Source organism: Halomonas sp. BC2, assembly GCF_002078115.1.
GTDB classification, from domain to species: Bacteria; Pseudomonadota; Gammaproteobacteria; order Pseudomonadales; family Halomonadaceae; genus Vreelandella; species Vreelandella stevensii.
The window spans coordinates 298,544-315,920 of sequence record NZ_LFGT01000005.1 but is presented as its reverse complement, the minus strand read 5'-3'; the positions used below and the strand labels follow the sequence as shown (position 1 = coordinate 315,920).

The window sequence follows — 17,377 nt, the reverse complement described above, 5'->3', positions numbered from 1 at the left end:
ATGCGGCGAGTGCTGAGTCACGGCTCGTTTTTACGCTTCTACCTGCTCCTCGGGTTAGCGCTATGCGTGGTGTTTCTGATTGCCCTGGGTGGGCGCTCGTTCATCGAGCAAGTGCGTCGAGAGGATTACCGAGAACAGCTGGCTGCGTTGCCCATGTCGATGATGACTCAGCGCCTGGCCAGCGTGGCCGAGGAGGAGCGTGACGCGCTATTGGGCGAGCTCTCCGAGCGCTTGGGCATGCAGCTAGCGCTGCGTCGCATGGCCGATACCCCGCTGGGCTATTTCGAACGATCACGCATCGAGCGGGGTCGTGTGCTGGTGGCGGAATCCCCCTGGCAACTGCGCCAACGTTTGCCGGATTCTCCACGCCAGCATGAGGTATGGCTGCTGGAAGCGAATTTTGCGGCCTGGGGGGAGCGCCAATGGCAGGGTAGCCTGGTGGCGTTGGGCGAGTGGCTGGCTAGCATGCCGCCTCAGGAACGGGCCGATACCCTCAGCCACTTGCGCCCTGGTAGCTGGCCATTGACGCTGCTGAGCGCACCGCCAGAGGACCTGACTGCCGAACAGCGCTTTCAGATGACGCTCGGGGGCGTCATTACCCGACTGATGTCCGACAAGCTCGCCATCACGCTGGTCTACCAGCTCCCCGTCCCGCCGGGCGACGCTCCCCAGTGGCTACAGGCAGGACCGGTGACCCGGGGCGACACCCTGCCGCTCAACTTGCATCTTCCTTTACTGGTTGGCCTGATGGCCGTGCTCAGTCTGATCGTTTATCTGATCATGCGTAGTATCGAATCACGCATGGCGCGACTGGAGTTGGCGGCAACCCGCATCGCCAGTGGCCGCCTGGAAACCCGTGTAAAAGTGGAAAGCGGTGATTTTCTCGGTCGTGTCGGCATGGCGTTCAACGGTATGGCCAATCAGGTGCAGAGCTTGCTGCGAGGCCAGCAGGAGATGATCCGCGCGGTCTCCCATGAGTTGCGTACCCCGGTGGCGCGTATCCGCTTTGCCGTGCAGATGGTGGAAGACATGACCGACCAGCCGGCCATTCAGAGGCAGCTACAGGGCATCGATGCCGATATCGCCGAGCTGGATGAACTGGTCGATGAGATTCTGACCTATGCACGACTGGGGGGAGAAACCTTGCACGGTGCCGAGCTTGAAATGAGCCTGGTCGACTGCCGTGCCATGGCCCATCGAGTCATCGAGACTCTGGCGCCGCTGCATGGTGGGCTGACCCTTGCCCTCGACTCGGGTCTGGACATCGAACTGCTGGCCGAGCCTCGCTACCTCCAGCGGGCGCTTCAGAACCTGGTGGGAAATGCTTGCCGCTACAGCAAGTCACAGGTGGTCATTCGGCTCTGGGATGAACCCCATCTCGTACGCATCGATGTGGAAGACGATGGGCCGGGCATACCGCTGGAAGCCCGGGCCGATATCTTCAAGCCGTTTGCCCGACTGGACGATAGCCGAGCCCGCAGCTCGGGCGGCTATGGGCTCGGGCTGTCCATCGTGCAGAAAATCATGAGCGGCCATGGCGGCAGCGTCACCGTGGACAGCAGCCCAGCGCTGGGCGGCGCCCGCTTTACCCTGCTGATTCCTCGTCGCGATTCGCCGGCCTGATCCCGGAGAGCACCGCAAAGGAAGTCTCCTGAGCCGTGCGTAGAAAGTCCTGCATCCACGGCGCCTCCATGGTCTCTTCACGAATGGCCGCGTACAGCGTGCTCCAGATGCCCTGTTCGCCCAGCTTGACGGCACTGACGTAGTGGCGCTCCAGATACTCGGTCAAGGCCCAGTTGGGCAGCGCGCAAACCCCACGGCCGCTGGCCACCAGCTGCATCATCATGATGGTCAATTCGGCCGTACGAATCTCTTTGGGGCGCACATTAGCGGGCGTCAGGAATTGGGTGAAGACGTCCAGTCGTGACTGTTCCACCGGGTAGGTGATCAACGTCTCTTCGGCCAGCGCGGTGGGCAGAACATACGCACTGCCCGCCAGCCGATGCTGACGGGCCACGGCCAACAACCCCTCGTAACGAAACAGCGGCTCGTAGTGGACCCCTTCCAGTGGCTGTGGGTCGGCGGTGATGACCAGATCCAGCTGTTCGCGGGCCAGGGCAGGCAGAGGGTCGAAATGGTGGCCGCTGGGAATGTCGATTTCCACTTCCGGCCAGTGGTCACGAAAATAGTCCACGGTGGGCATCAGCCACTGAAAGCAGCTGTGGCATTCGATGGCCATGTGCAGGCGCCCCTGCTCTGTGCCTGCCAAACGCGCCAGGTCCCGCTCGGCCTTGCGTACTTCGGGCAAAATATCATCGGCCAGCGCTAACAGGCGCAAACCGGCGCGAGTAAATTCCACGGGGCGCGTCTTGCGCACGAACAGCGCGCTGTCGATACGGCCTTCCAGGTCTTTCAGCTGGTGGGAAAGCGCCGACTGGGTGAGGTGCACGCGCTCGGCGGCTTCCACCAGCGACCCCGTTTCCCTCAGCGCCAGTAGCGTGCGCAAATGGCGTAGCTCAATCATGGTGAGTAATTTTCATGTTTTATATTAGAATCTTTAGTTTGATTCACTTTGGTGCGGTGAGCAAACTGAGTGACATCATTCGCATGGGAAGGATTCATCATGACAGTGTCTCATATACTCGGCTACCCCCGCATTGGTGCACGACGTGAGCTGAAGAAAATCACCGAGGCTTACTGGCGCGGTGAGGCCGACCGAGAAGCTTTGGAGAGCACCGCTCAGGCGCTACGGCTCCATCATTGGCAAATCCAGCAGGCGGCTGGGCTGGACATGGTCAGCGTCGGTGACTTCGCCTTTTACGATCAGGTGTTGAATGTTTCGGCCACGTTGGGGGCGGTACCCGAGCGCTTTGATGCTGCTGATGAAGTCAGAGACGGCAGGGTAGACCTGGATACCATGTTTCGCATGGCTCGCGGGCGAGCACCTGACGGAAAACCCGCTGCCGCTTGCGAGATGACCAAGTATTTCGATACCAACTATCACTACCTGGTGCCCGAGCTGCACCAGGGCCAACGCTTCACACTGGCCTCGGAGCGGCTGTTCGATGAGGTCGATGAAGCGCTGCAGGCAGGGTTCACCCCCAAGGTCACACTGGTGGGGCCTCTGACCTGGTTGTGGCTTGGCAAGACCAAGGGCAGCCGTTTTGATCGACTCACGCTGTTGGATAGCGTGCTGGATGTCTACAGCGATATCCTGGCGCGCTTGGCGACCCAGGGCGTGGAGTGGGTGCAGCTCGATGAGCCTGCTCTGGTGCAGGACTTGCCCGTGGCCTGGCAGCAGGCGTATGAACGCGCTTATCATCGCCTTCAGGCGGCACCGTCTAAACTGTTACTGGCGACCTATTTTGGCGCCCTGGGCGATAACCTTGCCTTGACCACTCGACTGCCGGTTGCTGGGCTGCATATCGATGCTGTGCGTGCTCCAGAGCAGGTCGAAAGTGTCATTGACCGTTTGAGTCCGCACCAGATTCTTTCGCTCGGTTTGGTCGATGGCCGCAATGTCTGGCGGGCCGATTTGGCCGCCTTGCGTGAACGCCTGCTGCCCATCAAGGTGCGTCTCGGCCGGCGGCTCTGGCTGGCGCCCAGCTGCTCGCTGCTCCATGTGCCCGTGGATTTGGCCCAGGAAGATAGCCTGGACCCGGAGCTGCGATCATGGCTGGCCTTCGCTCGTCAGAAATTGGACGAGGTGGTCAGCCTAGCGCGTCTGATCGACAACCGCGCCACGCCTGCCGATGAGCAGCGCTTGAACGAGGCCACACGTGCGCTGGACACGCGGCGTGAGTCGCGGCGTATCCACCAGCTCGAGGTAAGCACGCGCCTCGCAGGCATCACACCAGCAGATAGCCAGCGACGGTCAGCTTACCCCCAACGCGCGCTGGAACAGCGGCGTGCGCTGGCGCTCCCACTGTTTCCCACCACTACCATTGGCTCCTTCCCGCAAACCAGCGAGATTCGTGAAGCACGACGAGCATTCAGAGCCGGTGAGCTTGGACAGTCCGATTACGACGCGAGAATGGAGCAGGAAATTGCCTATGTCATCGCACGCCAGGAAGCTCTGGGGCTGGATGTATTGGTACATGGCGAAGCCGAACGTAACGACATGGTGGAATACTTCGGTGAACAGCTGGACGGCTTTGCCTTTACCCGATTTGGCTGGGTACAAAGCTACGGTTCACGCTGCGTCAAACCGCCGATCATCTATGGTGATGTAGCCCGCCCCGCGCCCATGACGGTGCGCTGGAGTGAGTACGCCCAGTCGCTGACGCAAAAGCCGATGAAGGGCATGTTGACCGGCCCGGTGACGATTCTCCAATGGTCCTTCGTGCGTGATGACCAGCCCCGAGCCCTCACCTGTCGCCAGATAGCCCTGGCACTGCGTGATGAAGTTCGTGACCTGGAAAGCGCGGGAATTCGGGTGATCCAGATTGACGAGCCCGCCCTGCGTGAAGGCTTGCCGCTGCGCCAGAGCGAGTGGCAGCCCTACCTGGATTGGGCCGTCGAGAGCTTTCAGCTCAGTGCGGCCGGGGTTGCCGACAGTACCCAGATTCACACCCATATGTGTTACTCGGAGTTCAACGATATCATCGGTGCCATTGCGGCCCTGGACGCGGACGTGATCACCATCGAAACATCGCGCTCTGACATGCAGCTGTTGGATGCTTTCCAGGACTTTGCTTACCCTAATGAAATTGGGCCTGGGGTATACGACATTCACACGCCCAACACTCCCGAGGTGAGCTGGATGGCCGCGCTCATGGAGAAGGCGTTGGAAAAGATTCCCGCTGAACGGCTATGGGTCAATCCTGACTGCGGGCTGAAAACCCGTGAGTGGGCCGATGTGGAGCCGGCCCTGGCCAATATGGTGAAAGCTGCCCGCCAGCTGCGCCAGCAACACACGTGAGAGGGAAGTGTGCCTGAGCCGCCCCGGCTGGGCGGCGGCCTCGGCGTCAGCTCTTCGTGGCGTAAGCGTAGAGCAGTGTTTCCTGGGCGCTGATGGCATCGCCGTGGCCCGGGTCCTGAAGCTGGTAGCTGCCATCGCTCTGCAGTAGCCAGCTCTGGCAGTTATCGACCAGGTAGGTCTCCAGGTCCTTGCGCACCCGGGTGGCGAGTTTCTTGTCCAGCAGCGGGAAGCAGGTTTCCACGCGGTGGAACATGTTGCGCGACATGAAGTCGGCGCTGGAGCACCAGATTTCCGGTTTGCCGTCGTTGTGGAAGTGAAAGACTCGGGTATGTTCCAGAAAGCGGCCAATGATCGAGCGCACGCGAATGTTGTCCGATACGCCCGGCACGCCGGGTTTCAGGCAGCACATGCCGCGAATGATCAGGTCGCACTCCACGCCCGCCTGAGAGGCTCGGTAAAGCGCCTTGATCAGCTTGGGTTCGGTCAGCGAGTTGCACTTGATGATGATATGGCCACGTTTGCCCTTGCGGGCGACCTGGGCTTCCCGGTCGATCATTTCCACCAGCCGCTCGTGCAGCGTGAACGGCGCGTGCAGCAGCGTATCGATCTTGCGCGCGCGGCCCATACCCGAGAGCTGCTGGAAGACCTTGTGCACGTCGGCACACAGCGCCTTGTTGGCAGTCAGCAGGCTGTAGTCGGTATACAGCTTGGCGGTCCTGGCGTGGTAGTTGCCCGTGCCCAGGTGCGCATAGTGACGCAGCTCGCCGCGCTCGCGGCGGACGATATGCAGCATCTTGGCGTGGGTCTTGTAGGCCATGATGCCGTAGATGACGATGGCCCCGGCTTCCTGCAGGCGCGAGGCAAGCTGCAGGTTGTCCGCTTCGTCGAAGCGTGCCCGTAGCTCGATGACCACGGTGACCTCCTTGCCCTGGCTGGCAGCATCCACCAGCGCGCTGACGATGGAGGAGTCGGCCCCGGTACGGTAGAGCGTCTGCTTGATGGCCAGCACGTCCGGATCGCGTGCGGCTTCACGCAGCAGATCTTCGATGGGGGAGAAGGCCTGAAAGGGGTGGTGCAGCAGAATGTCGTTTTTGGCAATGGCGCTGAACAGGCTGCCGCCCTTCAAGCCCTTGGGCACGCTAGGGGTAAACGGGCGATAGAGCAGCTCGGGGCGGTCCACGTCGCCCAGCACGGCCATCATGCGGGTCAGGTTCACTGGCCCCTGTACGCGGTACAGGTCGTCGTTGTCCAGCTCGAACTGGCGCAGCAGGAAGTTGATGAGCTCATCCGGGCAGTTATCGGCGACCTCCAGGCGTACGCCGCTGCCATAGCGCCGTGCCAGCAGCTCGCCGCGTAACGCCGATGCCAGGTCTGAGACCTCTTCCGGGTCGACGGTCATGTCCGCATTGCGGGTCAGGCGGAACTGGTAGCAGCCGCGCACGCGCATGCCGGGAAACAGCTCTTCGGCATGGGCATGAATGAGCGAAGACAAAAAGACATACTCGGTGTAGCCCTCTGCACACAGCTCCCTGGGCAAGGCCATCAGCCGTGGCAGCGAGCGTGGGGCGGGTAGAATCGCCATGCCGCCAGCACGGCCAAAGGCGTCTTTACCGTCGAGCTCGACGATGAAGTTGAGGCTTTTATTGACCAGCCGAGGGAACGGATGCGAGGGATCCAGGCCGATGGGGCTGATGACCGGCATGATCTCGTTATCGAAAAATTCCCGCGCCCAGGCCTTCTGCGCCTCGGTCCATTGATCACGGCGGCGAAAACGTAGCCCCTGGGCTTCCAGGGCAGGCAGCAGGGTGTCATTGAGGATCGCGTATTGGCGGGCGATTTGCTGGTGGGCAATGGTGGAAATCTCCCCCAGCACGGCCTTGGGTAAACGACCATCGGCGGCGGTGGTGTCATCGCCCAGCGCCATTTGGTGCTTGAGCCCCGCGACCCTGATTTCGAAAAACTCGTCCATGTTGGACGAGAAGATCAGCAGGAACATGAGACGGTTCAGCAGCGGATGCGCATCGTCCAGCGCCTGCTCCAGCACGCGAATATTGAACTGCAGGTGCGAAAGCTCGCGGTTGAAGTAGAGCTGTGGGTCATCCAGGTCGGCTTCCGGAAGCACTTCACGGGCCTGTACTCCCGTCGGTGTACGGTTGACCCGTAAAGGCAGTGCCTCGGTACTGTCGCTCACGAAAGTCTCGTTACCGGGCACGGCACTGCTGACATCGGTGGTGGAATCGGCTGAGTTGTCTTCCATGCTGGCCCCCTGCGGTAATGGCGCTTGCCTGTGCTGCTTGTTATAACGCGAATTGCGTTAAGTATGCAGGGGCAAGATGACAAACAGGTGTCACCGATTTGTCATCCTGGTGGCATCAGCGCTGCAGCAGACGTGCCGCTTCCAACGCGAAGTAGGTCAATATGCCGTCGGCCCCCGCCCGCTTGAAGCACATCAGCGATTCGAGAATCACCGGCTCTGCGGCCAGCCAGCCGTTGTCGAAGGCCGCGCGGTGCATGGCGTACTCACCGCTCACCTGATAGGCGAAGGTTGGCACCTGCAGCTCGCTTTTGACACGCCGCACTACGTCAAGATAAGGCATGCCCGGCTTGACCATCACCATGTCGGCACCTTCGGCGATGTCCAGCGCCACTTCGTGCAGGGCTTCGTCGCTGTTGGCGGGATCCATCTGGTAGGTGCGTTTGTCGGCCTTGCCCAGGTTGGCGGCGGAGCCGACGGCATCCCGGAAGGGGCCGTAGTAGTTCGAGGCGTACTTGGCGCTGTACGCCATGATGCGCACGTTGTGCAGCTGCTCCTGCTCCAGTACCTGGCGAATCGCACCAATCCGGCCATCCATCATGTCGGAGGGGGCCACGACATCGGCGCCGGCTTCCGCATGAGAAAGGGCCTGCTTGAGCAGCGTGTCCACCGTGCGATCATTTTGCACGTAGCCCTGGGCATCGAGAATGCCGTCCTGACCGTGGCTGGTGTAGGGGTCCAGCGCCACATCGGTGATGATGCCAAGCTCTGGCACGGCTTCCTTGAGAGCGCGGACGGTGCGCTGTACCAGGCCACTGGCATTGTAGGCCTCTTCGGCCAGCTCGCTTTTTTGCTCGGCGCCGATCACCGGAAACAGCGCCAGCGCCGGTATGCCCAGTGCATGGGCCTCCTTGGCCTGTTCGATCAACAGGTCGATCGACAGACGCTCCACGCCGGGCATGGAGGCCACCGCTTCACGCTGATTTTCGCCTTCCAGCACGAATACCGGCAGGATCAGGTCGTTGGGCGTCAGGGTCGACTCCTGCATCAAACGGCGTGAGAAGTCGTCCCGGCGCATGCGGCGCATGCGGGTGGCGGGGAAATGGCGCGGGCTTGAGGTGTTCAACGGCTCTCTCCAGACAGTCTCGAAAAGGGTGCCCCACGAGCATTGGCCAATAGCGCGGACAACTCTCTGGGCGTGGGTTGAGTATATCAGTCATGCCATGCAGCGAAAGCCGCCTTGTGGCCGCAGGGCAGACTGACTAAAGTGAGTCACTCAGCCATTTGCATGGCTTCGACAAGGAGTAGAGGTATGACCAAGCAGGTAGCGGTGGTATTAGCCGGCTGTGGCGTGTTCGACGGTTCGGAAATCTACGAAACGACCCTGACACTGCTGCGTCTGGATCAGTTGGGCATCGGGTATCGCTGCTTTGCACCCGATGTAGAGCAGCATCACGTCATCAACCACCTGGATCAGACGCCGGTGGAGGGTGAACGACGCAATGTGCTGCAGGAATCGGCCCGTCTGGCGCGTGGCGAGATCAGTCCGATCACCGAGCTGGTATCCGATGACTTCGATGCGGTGATCGTGCCCGGTGGCTTTGGCGTTGCCAAGAACCTGTGTGACTTTGCCATGCAAGGTGACGAGATGCAGGTGCTGGAAAGCGTCAAGGAGGCGCTGGCAGGATTCAAGGAAGATGCCAAGCCGATTGGCTTGATGTGCATTGCCCCGGTCATGGTGCCTCGGCTGTTGGGGGATGGCATCGCCGTCACGGTAGGCCATGATCCGGGCGTATCCGGGGCGATCAGTGCCATGGGCGGGCTGCACCGTAGCTGCGGCGTGGAAGAGATCGTCGTGGATCTCGAACATCGCGTGGTCACCACGCCTGCCTATATGCTGGCAACGCGCATCAGTGAAGCTGCCACGGGCATCTTCAAACTGGTGGACCGCATCGATGAAATGATGGGCTAGGCTGGCTGGCAAGCCCGCCCGTAGGGAAAAAGCCTCTGTCATCGTGGGATGACAGAGGCTTTTTAATGGCCTTGAGCATACAGGAGCGCTAGTCGGTCTGCTCTTCCTCGGTGATTTTTGGCTTGCGCACCAGGCGGCCAAACAGCAGGCCCACTTCATACAGCAGGTACATGGGAACCGCCAGCAGACTCTGGGAAATCACGTCGGGTGGGGTGAGCAGCATACCGACGACAAAGCAGCCCAGTATGATATACGGGCGCTTTTTCGACAGGCTTTCCACGGTCGTCGCGCCGGAGAGAATCAGCAGGAAGGTGGCGATGGGTATTTCAAAGGCCACGCCAAATGCAAAGAACAGCTTGAGCACGAAGTTCAGGTACTGATTGATGTCGGTCATCACCGCGACATTTTCCGGCCCCGTTTGAGTAAAAAACTCGAACAGCAGCGGAAACACCACGTAATAGGCAAACGCTGCCCCGGCATAAAACAGCGCCACGCTGGAAACGAGGATCGGAATGGCCAGCGCTTTCTCGTTATCGTAGAGCCCCGGTGCCACGAAGGCCCAGGCCTGGTGCAGCACGAAAGGAATGGCAATGAAGACCGCCACCACCAGCGTCAGCTTGAAAGGCGCCATGAAGGGCGAGGCGACCTCGGTGGCAATCATCTGAGAGCCTTCGGGCAACAGCGCCATCAGCGGCTCGGCCACAAAGCTGTAGATATCGTTGGCAAAGGCGTAGAGCCCCAGGAAAATCACCAGAATCACCACGACCGCTTTCATCAAACGCGAACGCAGTTCGATCAGATGCTCGATGAGGGGCGCCTGGCCCTGGTCGTTGTGCGGTGGCTGGGAGTTGCCAGACGTACTCATGAGTGGGGTCTATCCTTTTGATCGGCCGTGTCGGTGTCGCTCGGCAGGTCTTCACGTACGGTCTGCAAGGCGTCATCCAGTCGTGCGCTGGCCTTGGCGACCCGCTGCTCGGTGTCTGCCTGAGCGGAGGGCTGGGCAGACGAGGCTGAAGGGGCGTCTGCAATGCTCTCGACATCCTGTTTGGCTTTTTTCAGGCTGTCATTGAGCTTGCTCTGCTGCTCATTCAGCTTCTGCCGCAGCTCTTCGGCTTCCAGTTGGGCACTGATTTCACGCTGCATACCGGATACCGTACGCTTGATCTTGCCGATCCATAAACCCGCCGTGCGCGCCGCCTTGGGCAGGCGTTCCGGGCCCAGCACCAGCAGTGCCACCACGCTGATGAGCATGAGTTCAAGAAAGCCGATATCCAGCATGGGTTATTTGCGCTCTTCGTTGCGGTCGCCAGAGTGAACGTCTGCTGCTGGCTTCTGCTCAGCTTGAACGTCGTAGGTGTTGCCGTTCTCTTCGTGGGCGACCTTGGCTTGAGGCTGGTCAGAGGGCTTGTCGCCGTCCTTCTCTTCCTCGTGCATGGCTTTCTTGAAGCCCTTGACCGCGCCGCCCAGGTCGGTGCCCACGTTACGCAGTTTCTTGGTGCCGAAAATCAGGATGATGATGCCCAGAACAATCAGCAGCTGCCAAATACTGATACCACCTAACATATGCGTTTCCTCATGGATGCAGGGTTAACGTTGTGATCGGGACGCTTTTTCGTCGTGACCAGAGATTCCAAACCGTCGCGCAAGCTCGTCCAGCACGGGCTGATGGTCCAGATCCAGATGCGACAGCATGACCAGGCTATGAAACCACAGGTCGGCCGTTTCGGCGATCAACGCTTGGCGGGCCTGCTCATCGCCATGCTCGGCATCCTTGGCGGCCAGTAGCGTTTCGGTGGCCTCTTCGCCCACTTTCTCGAGTATCTTGTTCAAACCCTTATGATGCAAGGAGGCAACATAAGATTCTTCTGGTTGGGCATGGCGACGCTGTTTCAAAACGTCGGCCAGGGCGTCCAGTACGGGGGCTTGGTTGGCATCTGTCATGGTGTTCTCGTTATTCATCGCAATAGAGTGTCATCCGGCTCGCGCTGGGAAGGCTCACTGCCAGATCAGCAGCAGCAACCCGACCCCGGCAGCTGCCAGAATCGGCCAGTCCTGGGTGGCGGCCCAACTGCTCAGCGGCTGCCAGGCAAGCGCGATGGCCACTAGTGCCAAACCGATGCGCAGCCGATGCTGGCGTTTGCCCTGTTGTTTCAACTGGTGGCGCATCTGACTGAGGGCGGTGACCTGCTGATGCCGCTGGCGGTGTTCATGTTCCATGCGGCTGAGCGCCTGATGTGCCAGCACCGGCAGCTCTGGCAACTGATGCGAAAGCTCCGGCGCCTGGCGCTTGAGCGATGCCCAGAGCCCGCCGATACCAGCGCGCTCTCTCATCCACTTTTCCAGGTAGGGCTTGGCGGTGCTCCACAGGTCCAGCTCCGGGTAGAGCTGACGCCCCAGCCCTTCGATGTTGAGCAGGGTTTTCTGCAGCAGCACCAACTGCGGCTGAACTTCCATGTTGAAGCGTCGCGCCGTTTGAAACAGCCCCAGCAGCACCTGCCCAAAAGAGATGTCCTTGAGGGGCTTTTCCAGAATCGGTTCGCACACGGTACGAATGGCTGCGGCAAATTCGTTGGCACGGGTGTTCTCGCCCACCCATCCCGACTCGATGTGCAGGGAGGCGACCTCGTAATAGTCCTGATGGAAAAAAGCCAGCAGGTTGCGCGCCAGATAATCCTGGTCTTCCCGGGTGAGGCTGCCCACGATACCGCAGTCGATGGCGATGTACTGGGGGTCGTCCGGGTCGTCACAGTTGACGAAGATATTGCCGGGATGCATGTCCGCGTGGAAGAAGTTGTCCCGGAATACCTGGGTGAAGAACAGCTCCACGCCGCGCTCGGCGAGCTTTTTCAGATTGGTGCCGCGGGCCCGCAAGGTCTCCAGGTCGGCCACCGGTACGCCGCGAATGCGCTCCTGCACCATCACGTGTCGCCGCGTGTAGGGCCAGTAGATGGTGGGCACGAAGAGGAGCGGCGAGTCCTTGAAGTTACGCTTGAGCTGAGAGGTGTTGGCCGCCTCCTTGTAGAGGTCCAGCTCGTCGAACAGGGTGGCTTCATAGTCGCGAATGACTTCTACCGGACGCAGGCGTCTGGCTTCGGGCACTTTGGCCAGCAGCTTCGCCACCTGGTACATCAGCCCCATGTCCTGACGCATGATTCGGTCGATGCCGGGGCGAATGATCTTGACCACTACCTCTTCGCCACCGTGTAGGGTGGCGGCATGCACCTGGGCGATGGAGGCCGAGGCGAGGGGCACGCGGTCGAAGGCCGCAAAGGCCTCCACCAGGGTCATGCCCAGCTCTTTCTCCACCCGGGCCGCTGCCAGCTCGCCAGCAAAGGGCGGCACCTGATCCTGCAGACGTTTCAGCTCGTCGGCAATGTCTTCCGGCAGCAGGTCGCGGCGGGTCGAGAGCATTTGGCCGAATTTGATGAAGATCGGGCCCAGTGCCTCCAGCGCCAGCCGCAGGCGCTCGCCGCGACTGCGCTTGCCCACCGGCACCAGCTGAAGGGGCGAAAAACGGGTCAGCAGCCGCAGCCAGAGCGGCATGCGCTCGGCAGGTACGAGCGTGTCCAAACGGTGCCGCGTGACTACCCAGAGAATCTTGAACAGCCGCAGGCTCATTCGCTCGGCTCCTCGGGCGCGCTGGCCTTGGTCAGCTGGGTAAGGCGCCGATTCAAGCGCTGCAGTCTGGCATCCAGGCGGTCGGTGGCGATTTCCAGCTCGGTGAGGTGATCGCGCAGCACGTCGCGCTGCTGACGGCCCGGCAGCAGGCGTGCCTCTTCGAAGACATACTCCGACACATCCTGCAGTAGCTCGTCCTTGGCGCGCAGGCCCCAGCGCGCGGCTCGGCGTAGCCCTTCGGCCAGCGAATGGGCGGGCATGTCACCCAGCCAGTGCGCCAGCTCGCCTTCCCAATCGATCTCCAGGTCCAGCAGCAGCTCCCGGGTGGCCTCCAGCAAGTGCACCTGGCCTCGAATGGCCAGCTTGCCCTCGAACATCAGCCGCTCCACGGAGGCACCGCTGAGCCACTCCGAGAGGGTTTCCGAGGTCAGTTCGACCACCGCATCGACGTCGCTTTCATCGACGTCGTCGCCGTGCTGCAGGTCCAGTCCGGCATTGTGATAGCAAAGCAGCAGCGCCAGCTGTGGCTTTTCCAGACGCACCAGCAGGCGGCTGCCCGCCAGCGCGGCCAGCCGCCCAGGGGCAGCAGGGTCACGGGCAAGCAGTGCGTTCAGCGTACGTTCACAACCGGCCAGCAGCAGGGTCGGGGTGACTAGCATGCGGGCCTCATCGTCCGGTGGGTCAGCGTGCGAGGCGTCATAGCTTGATGCCGCGGTGCAGGGCGACGATGCCGCCGGTCAGGTTGGTGTACTCCACTCGATCAAGTCCGGCGGTTTCCATCATGCCCTTCAGGGTTTCCTGGTCGGGGTGCATGCGGATCGATTCGGCCAGATAGCGGTAGCTTTCGCCGTCGCCGGCGACCAGTTCACCCATTTTGGGCAACAGCCGGAACGAGTACTCATCGTAGGCCCTGGAGAGCAGTGGGTTGTTGGGTTTGGAAAACTCCAGCACCAGCAGGCGGCCGCCGGGCTTGAGTACCCGTGCCATGGAGCGCAGCGCGGCGTCCTTGTCGGTCACGTTGCGCAGGCCAAAGGCGATGGTGATGCAGTCGAAACTGTTGTCCGGGAAGGGCAGACACTCGGCATTGGCCTGGACGTACTCGACGTTGCCACCGACGCCGTTGTCCATCAGCTTGTCGCGGCCTACCTTGAGCATGGAGGCGTTGATGTCGGCCAGGACGACCTTGCCGCGGGGGCCGACCAGACGCGAGAACTTGAGGGTCAGGTCCCCCGTGCCGCCAGCGATGTCCAGCACATGATGGCCGGGACGAACGCCAGCACGCTCGATGGTGAGGCGCTTCCACACACGGTGGATGCCCATGGACATCAGGTCGTTCATGACGTCGTAGCGAGCGGCGACCGAGTGGAAGACATCGGCGACGCGTGAGGCTTTTTCGTCGACCGGGACTTCCTGGTAGCCAAAATGGGTGGTGCGTTTTTCCGTGGGGCTCATGGGGCTTCAGCTCCCGAGTTCGAGGCGGTAGTAGTCGACCATAAGGTCATCGCAATCATTGATTGGCAACATTGTAGCCTTCTCGAGCCTGCTTTGTCTGCGCTTCACCTGGGGCGCGGCGTCACAGCTGCTTGAATTGAATGCCCGCAGGCTCGCGGGAGGCGCCTGCTGCTTCCAGCCGCTCGAGGTAGTTGTTCCAGTAGGCGTGTTGATGCGTCGCTAGGTCGTGCAGGTAGTTCCAGCTGTAGAGGCCGCTGTCGTGACCATCGTCGAAGTGCAGCTTGAGGGCGTAGTTACCCGCTTGGGTGATGTTCTGCAGGCCGACGTCCTTCTTGCCCACTTGCAGGACCGCCGTGTCGCCACCGTGTCCACGCACTTCGGCAGAGGGGGAGTAGACGCGCAGCAGCTCCACGGGCAGCCGGTAGGTGTCGCCCGAGGCGTAGCCGAGTTCCAGCTCGCGGGCCTGCTTGTGGTAGTGCACTCGGGTGGGGACCGGGGCATCGGGGGTAGAGGGCGTGTGGGTAGACGTGTGGGTGTTGGAGGCGTTCATGGTCGGGGCACTCATGGTTGGCGTGACGTCGTTCAGGCACGAGTGACACCTGGCCGGGGTGGCCAGGTGTCGGGGTGCGGCAGAGGTTACAGAATATAGCGGGAGAGATCTTCGTCTACCGCCAGTTCTCCCAACTGCGCGTTAACGTAATCTGCATCGATCACCAGCGGGCTATCCATATCGCCGCCCTTGAACGAGGCCTCTTCCAGCAGCCGCTCCATGACCGTGTGCAGGCGGCGCGCGCCGATGTTCTCGGTCCCTTCGTTGACCTGCCAGGAGATCTCCGCAATGCGCTCGATGCCGTCGGGAGTGAACTCTACGTCCAACCCTTCGGTGCCCAGCAGCGCCTGATACTGCTTGGTCAGCGAGGCGGAAGGCTCGGTGAGGATGCGCTTGAAATCGCCGGGAGTGAGAGCGTCCAGCTCCACGCGAATGGGCAAGCGACCCTGCAGCTCGGGGATCAGGTCGGAAGGCCGCGCCAAGTGGAAAGCACCGGAGGCGATGAACAGGATATGGTCGGTCTTCACCATGCCATATTTGGTCGACACCGTGGAGCCTTCGATCAGTGGCAGCAGGTCGCGCTGCACGCCCTCGCGTGATACTTCACCACCGCTGGACTGGCCACTGCCCTTGGCCACCTTGTCGATCTCGTCCAGGAAGACGATGCCGTGCTGCTCGACGGCCTCGACGGCGCGGGCCTTGATCTCCTCTTCGTTGACCAGCTTGCCCGCTTCCTCGTCACGCAGCAGCACCAAGGCTTCCTTGACGGTAACGCGACGCTTTTCACGCTTTTGCTGGCCCATGTTGGAGAACAGGCTCTGCAGCTGGCTGGTCATCTCCTCCATGCCCGGCGGCGTCATGATGTCGATGCCTTGGCTCTGGGCGGTGATTTCGATGTCGATTTCCTTGTCGTCCAGCTGGCCTTCGCGCAGTTTCTTGCGGAACAGCTGGCGCGTGCTGCTATCGTCCCGGGGCTGCTCTTCCTGGCCGCGGGGTGGCGGCAGCAGCGCATCGAGAACGCGGTCTTCGGCGGCATCTTCTGCGCGGTGGCCGACTTCTTCCTTGGCGTGCTCGCGCACCATCTTGATGGCGGCTTCCATCAGGTCGCGGATGATCGACTCCACGTCGCGACCCACGTAGCCCACTTCCGTGAACTTGGTGGCTTCGACCTTGATGAAGGGCGCACGGGCCAGTTTGGCCAGGCGGCGAGCGATTTCGGTTTTACCCACGCCGGTGGGGCCGATCATCAGAATGTTCTTGGGGGTGACTTCCGGGCGCAGGTCATCGTCGAGCTGCATGCGCCGCCAGCGGTTGCGCAGCGCGATGGCAACGGCGCGTTTGGCATCCTGCTGGCCGATGATGTACTGGTCCAGCGCATGGACGATTTCACGGGGTGTCATCTGAGTCATAAAGGGGCCTCAACGGTCGTCGATGTTCAGCTCTTCGAGCGTGACGTGGTGGTTAGTGAATACGCAGATGTCACCCGCGATTTGCAGGGATTTTTCGGTGATTTCACGGGCGGAGAGATCGGTGTTTTCGAGCAGCGCGCGGGCGCTGGCCTGAGCGTAGTTGCCCCCCGAGCCGATGGCGATGATGCCGCGTTCGGGTTCGACCACGTCACCGTTGCCGGTGATGATCAGCGAGGCGCTGTGGTCGGCCACGGCCAGTAGCGCTTCCAGGCGGCGCAGGGCGCGGTCGGTGCGCCAATCCTTGGCAAGCTCCACGGCCGCCTTGGTGAGATGGCCCTGGTACTTCTCCAGCTGAGCTTCGAAACGTTCGAACAGTGTAAAGGCATCTGCTGTGCCGCCGGCAAAACCGGCCAGTACCTTGCCGCGATAGAGGCGGCGAACCTTGCTGGCGTTGCCTTTCATCACGGTGTTGCCCAGCGATACTTGGCCGTCGCCAGCAAGGGCGACCTGGTTACCGCGGCGAACGGAGACAATGGTGGTCATGGAGATAACTCCTTGGGGGAGACGCGCTCCCGATGACTGATCGGCCACCCTGGGTGGCCGTAAAAAAAGCGATTCCCAACAAAATGCGGGCGGCTGATGAAAAATCAACCGCCCGCTCGAGAAAGCCAGGTGATAAAACCGCGCCTTCAGGCGCGGTCAGGGGGATAGCTCAGTTCTGCAGCTGTATCAGCAGGGGTTCGATCCCTTGAGTGCTCATCAGGTCCTGGGCGCGGTTCAGCTCTCGGGTATCCTCGTAAGGACCTACCTGCACGCGGTGCCAGGTGTCGCCATTGGCCTGCACTTCGCTGATCTGTGCCAGCAAACTCAGGTTGCGCAGCCGGCCGCGCAGCTGCTCGGCGTCGCTGAGGTCGCGAAACGAAGCGGCTTGCAGCATGTAGCGATTCGGCGTGCTGGAACTGCTGCTGGTGCTAGTGCTGCTAGCGGCAGGCGGCTGGGTAGCCGCCACGGCGGCCTGCTCGTTGGGCCGCGTGTTGGCGGCAATGACCTGAGCAATCGGGTCGTTGGCGCTGCTGCCGGTGCTGCCTGGCGACGTGTCGTCCGAGGCTGCTGCGTCGCTGGCGGCCTCTGCGGCAGTCTCGGCGATTTCCGGCCGAGTGATATTGGCCGGAATGGCGCCGCCCGGAGCGATGACTTCGGT

Annotated in this window: 17 protein-coding genes; 3 read left to right on the top strand and 14 right to left on the bottom strand. The window is 61.5% G+C overall.

Annotated elements, in window-relative coordinates; all coding sequences use genetic code 11:
- Positions 1–1,623 (top strand): ATP-binding protein, encoded by a 1,623-nt coding sequence (locus B7L71_RS04955; RefSeq protein WP_081136360.1) that lies wholly within the window; start codon positions 1–3, stop codon positions 1,621–1,623.
- Here B7L71_RS04955 and B7L71_RS04950 read toward each other — a convergent pair.
- Positions 1,586–2,524, bottom strand: a complete 939-nt coding sequence (locus B7L71_RS04950) for a LysR family transcriptional regulator (protein WP_081136358.1) — start codon at positions 2,522–2,524, stop codon at positions 1,586–1,588. The two genes, B7L71_RS04955 and B7L71_RS04950, sit on opposite strands and share 38 nt — an antisense overlap.
- 99 nt (positions 2,525–2,623) lie before the next feature.
- Between B7L71_RS04950 and metE the strand changes: the two genes are divergently transcribed.
- A complete protein-coding gene (gene metE / locus B7L71_RS04945) occupies positions 2,624–4,921 on the top strand; it encodes a 5-methyltetrahydropteroyltriglutamate--homocysteine S-methyltransferase (RefSeq protein WP_081136356.1) in 2,298 nt (765 codons plus the stop codon).
- A 46-nt stretch (positions 4,922–4,967) separates the two neighbouring features.
- Here metE and ppk1 read toward each other — a convergent pair whose 3' ends face one another.
- On the bottom strand, positions 4,968–7,178 hold the full coding sequence (ppk1, locus tag B7L71_RS04940; protein ID WP_081136354.1) for a polyphosphate kinase 1: 2,211 nt from the start codon (positions 7,176–7,178) through the stop codon (positions 4,968–4,970).
- Positions 7,179–7,293: 115 nt separating this feature from the next.
- Entirely contained in the window at positions 7,294–8,301 is a 1,008-nt protein-coding gene (gene hemB, locus B7L71_RS04935) for a porphobilinogen synthase (protein ID WP_016916124.1), read from the bottom strand.
- Positions 8,302–8,487: 186 nt separating this feature from the next.
- On the opposite strand from hemB, the gene elbB reads away from it, so the two are divergent.
- Positions 8,488–9,147 (top strand): isoprenoid biosynthesis glyoxalase ElbB, encoded by a 660-nt coding sequence (gene elbB / locus B7L71_RS04930; RefSeq protein ID WP_016916125.1) that lies wholly within the window; start codon positions 8,488–8,490, stop codon positions 9,145–9,147.
- 88 nt (positions 9,148–9,235) lie between these two features.
- On the opposite strand, the gene tatC is transcribed toward elbB, so the two are convergent.
- The 11 genes from tatC to B7L71_RS04875 form a co-directional block, all read right to left on the bottom strand.
- On the bottom strand, positions 9,236–10,012 hold the full coding sequence (gene tatC, locus B7L71_RS04925) for a twin-arginine translocase subunit TatC (RefSeq protein WP_081136352.1): 777 nt from the start codon (positions 10,010–10,012) through the stop codon (positions 9,236–9,238).
- Positions 10,009–10,425 carry a Sec-independent protein translocase protein TatB gene (gene tatB, locus B7L71_RS04920; RefSeq protein ID WP_081136350.1) on the bottom strand — a complete coding sequence of 139 codons (417 nt, stop codon included), beginning with the start codon at positions 10,423–10,425 and terminating at the stop codon, positions 10,009–10,011. Before tatB ends, tatC begins: the two co-directional genes overlap by 4 nt.
- A gap of 3 nt (positions 10,426–10,428) precedes the next feature.
- Positions 10,429–10,710, bottom strand: a complete 282-nt coding sequence (gene tatA / locus B7L71_RS04915) for a Sec-independent protein translocase subunit TatA (protein ID WP_039181664.1) — start codon at positions 10,708–10,710, stop codon at positions 10,429–10,431.
- A 24-nt stretch (positions 10,711–10,734) separates the two neighbouring features.
- Complete coding sequence (locus tag B7L71_RS04910) at positions 10,735–11,088, bottom strand: phosphoribosyl-ATP diphosphatase (protein ID WP_016916129.1); 354 nt, start codon at positions 11,086–11,088, stop codon at positions 10,735–10,737.
- Between the two features lie 54 nt (positions 11,089–11,142).
- Complete coding sequence (gene ubiB, locus B7L71_RS04905) at positions 11,143–12,765, bottom strand: ubiquinone biosynthesis regulatory protein kinase UbiB (RefSeq protein ID WP_081136348.1); 1,623 nt, start codon at positions 12,763–12,765, stop codon at positions 11,143–11,145.
- Positions 12,762–13,424: a ubiquinone biosynthesis accessory factor UbiJ gene (locus tag B7L71_RS04900; RefSeq protein ID WP_081136346.1), complete on the bottom strand. Its 663-nt coding sequence runs from the start codon at positions 13,422–13,424 to the stop codon at positions 12,762–12,764. Before B7L71_RS04900 ends, ubiB begins: the two co-directional genes overlap by 4 nt.
- 37 nt (positions 13,425–13,461) lie before the next feature.
- Positions 13,462–14,217 (bottom strand): bifunctional demethylmenaquinone methyltransferase/2-methoxy-6-polyprenyl-1,4-benzoquinol methylase UbiE, encoded by a 756-nt coding sequence (gene ubiE / locus B7L71_RS04895; RefSeq protein WP_016916132.1) that lies wholly within the window; start codon positions 14,215–14,217, stop codon positions 13,462–13,464.
- 121 nt (positions 14,218–14,338) lie between these two features.
- The gene (locus B7L71_RS04890; protein ID WP_016916133.1) at positions 14,339–14,767 is read right to left on the bottom strand and encodes a gamma-butyrobetaine hydroxylase-like domain-containing protein; all 429 of its coding nucleotides are present in this window, start codon (positions 14,765–14,767) and stop codon (positions 14,339–14,341) included.
- Between the two features lie 86 nt (positions 14,768–14,853).
- Entirely contained in the window at positions 14,854–16,176 is a 1,323-nt protein-coding gene (hslU, locus tag B7L71_RS04885; RefSeq protein ID WP_081136344.1) for an ATP-dependent protease ATPase subunit HslU, read from the bottom strand.
- Between the two features lie 9 nt (positions 16,177–16,185).
- The gene (gene hslV / locus B7L71_RS04880) at positions 16,186–16,719 is read right to left on the bottom strand and encodes an ATP-dependent protease subunit HslV (protein ID WP_016916135.1); all 534 of its coding nucleotides are present in this window, start codon (positions 16,717–16,719) and stop codon (positions 16,186–16,188) included.
- A 169-nt stretch (positions 16,720–16,888) separates the two neighbouring features.
- The coding region (locus tag B7L71_RS04875) for an SPOR domain-containing protein (RefSeq protein WP_139790046.1) at positions 16,889–17,377 on the bottom strand (489 nt) is incomplete at its 5' end.

What these genes read in the sequence shown, in the direction of transcription:
- B7L71_RS04955 (WP_081136360.1), top strand. Translation starts at nt 1, where the DNA reads ATGCGGCGAGTGCTGAGTCACGGCTCGTTTTTACGCTTCTACCTGCTC.
- tatA (WP_039181664.1), bottom strand. Translation starts at nt 10,710, where the DNA reads ATGTTAGGTGGTATCAGTATTTGGCAGCTGCTGATTGTTCTGGGCATC.
- elbB (WP_016916125.1), top strand. Translation starts at nt 8,488, where the DNA reads ATGACCAAGCAGGTAGCGGTGGTATTAGCCGGCTGTGGCGTGTTCGAC.
- B7L71_RS04910 (WP_016916129.1), bottom strand. Translation starts at nt 11,088, where the DNA reads ATGACAGATGCCAACCAAGCCCCCGTACTGGACGCCCTGGCCGACGTT.
- ubiB (WP_081136348.1), bottom strand. Translation starts at nt 12,765, where the DNA reads ATGAGCCTGCGGCTGTTCAAGATTCTCTGGGTAGTCACGCGGCACCGT.
- tatB (WP_081136350.1), bottom strand. Translation starts at nt 10,425, where the DNA reads ATGCTGGATATCGGCTTTCTTGAACTCATGCTCATCAGCGTGGTGGCA.
- ppk1 (WP_081136354.1), bottom strand. Translation starts at nt 7,178, where the DNA reads ATGGAAGACAACTCAGCCGATTCCACCACCGATGTCAGCAGTGCCGTG.
- ubiE (WP_016916132.1), bottom strand. Translation starts at nt 14,217, where the DNA reads ATGAGCCCCACGGAAAAACGCACCACCCATTTTGGCTACCAGGAAGTC.
- hslV (WP_016916135.1), bottom strand. Translation starts at nt 16,719, where the DNA reads ATGACCACCATTGTCTCCGTTCGCCGCGGTAACCAGGTCGCCCTTGCT.
- tatC (WP_081136352.1), bottom strand. Translation starts at nt 10,012, where the DNA reads ATGAGTACGTCTGGCAACTCCCAGCCACCGCACAACGACCAGGGCCAG.
- B7L71_RS04890 (WP_016916133.1), bottom strand. Translation starts at nt 14,767, where the DNA reads ATGAACGCCTCCAACACCCACACGTCTACCCACACGCCCTCTACCCCC.
- B7L71_RS04950 (WP_081136358.1), bottom strand. Translation starts at nt 2,524, where the DNA reads ATGATTGAGCTACGCCATTTGCGCACGCTACTGGCGCTGAGGGAAACG.
- metE (WP_081136356.1), top strand. Translation starts at nt 2,624, where the DNA reads ATGACAGTGTCTCATATACTCGGCTACCCCCGCATTGGTGCACGACGT.
- hslU (WP_081136344.1), bottom strand. Translation starts at nt 16,176, where the DNA reads ATGACTCAGATGACACCCCGTGAAATCGTCCATGCGCTGGACCAGTAC.
- B7L71_RS04900 (WP_081136346.1), bottom strand. Translation starts at nt 13,424, where the DNA reads ATGCTAGTCACCCCGACCCTGCTGCTGGCCGGTTGTGAACGTACGCTG.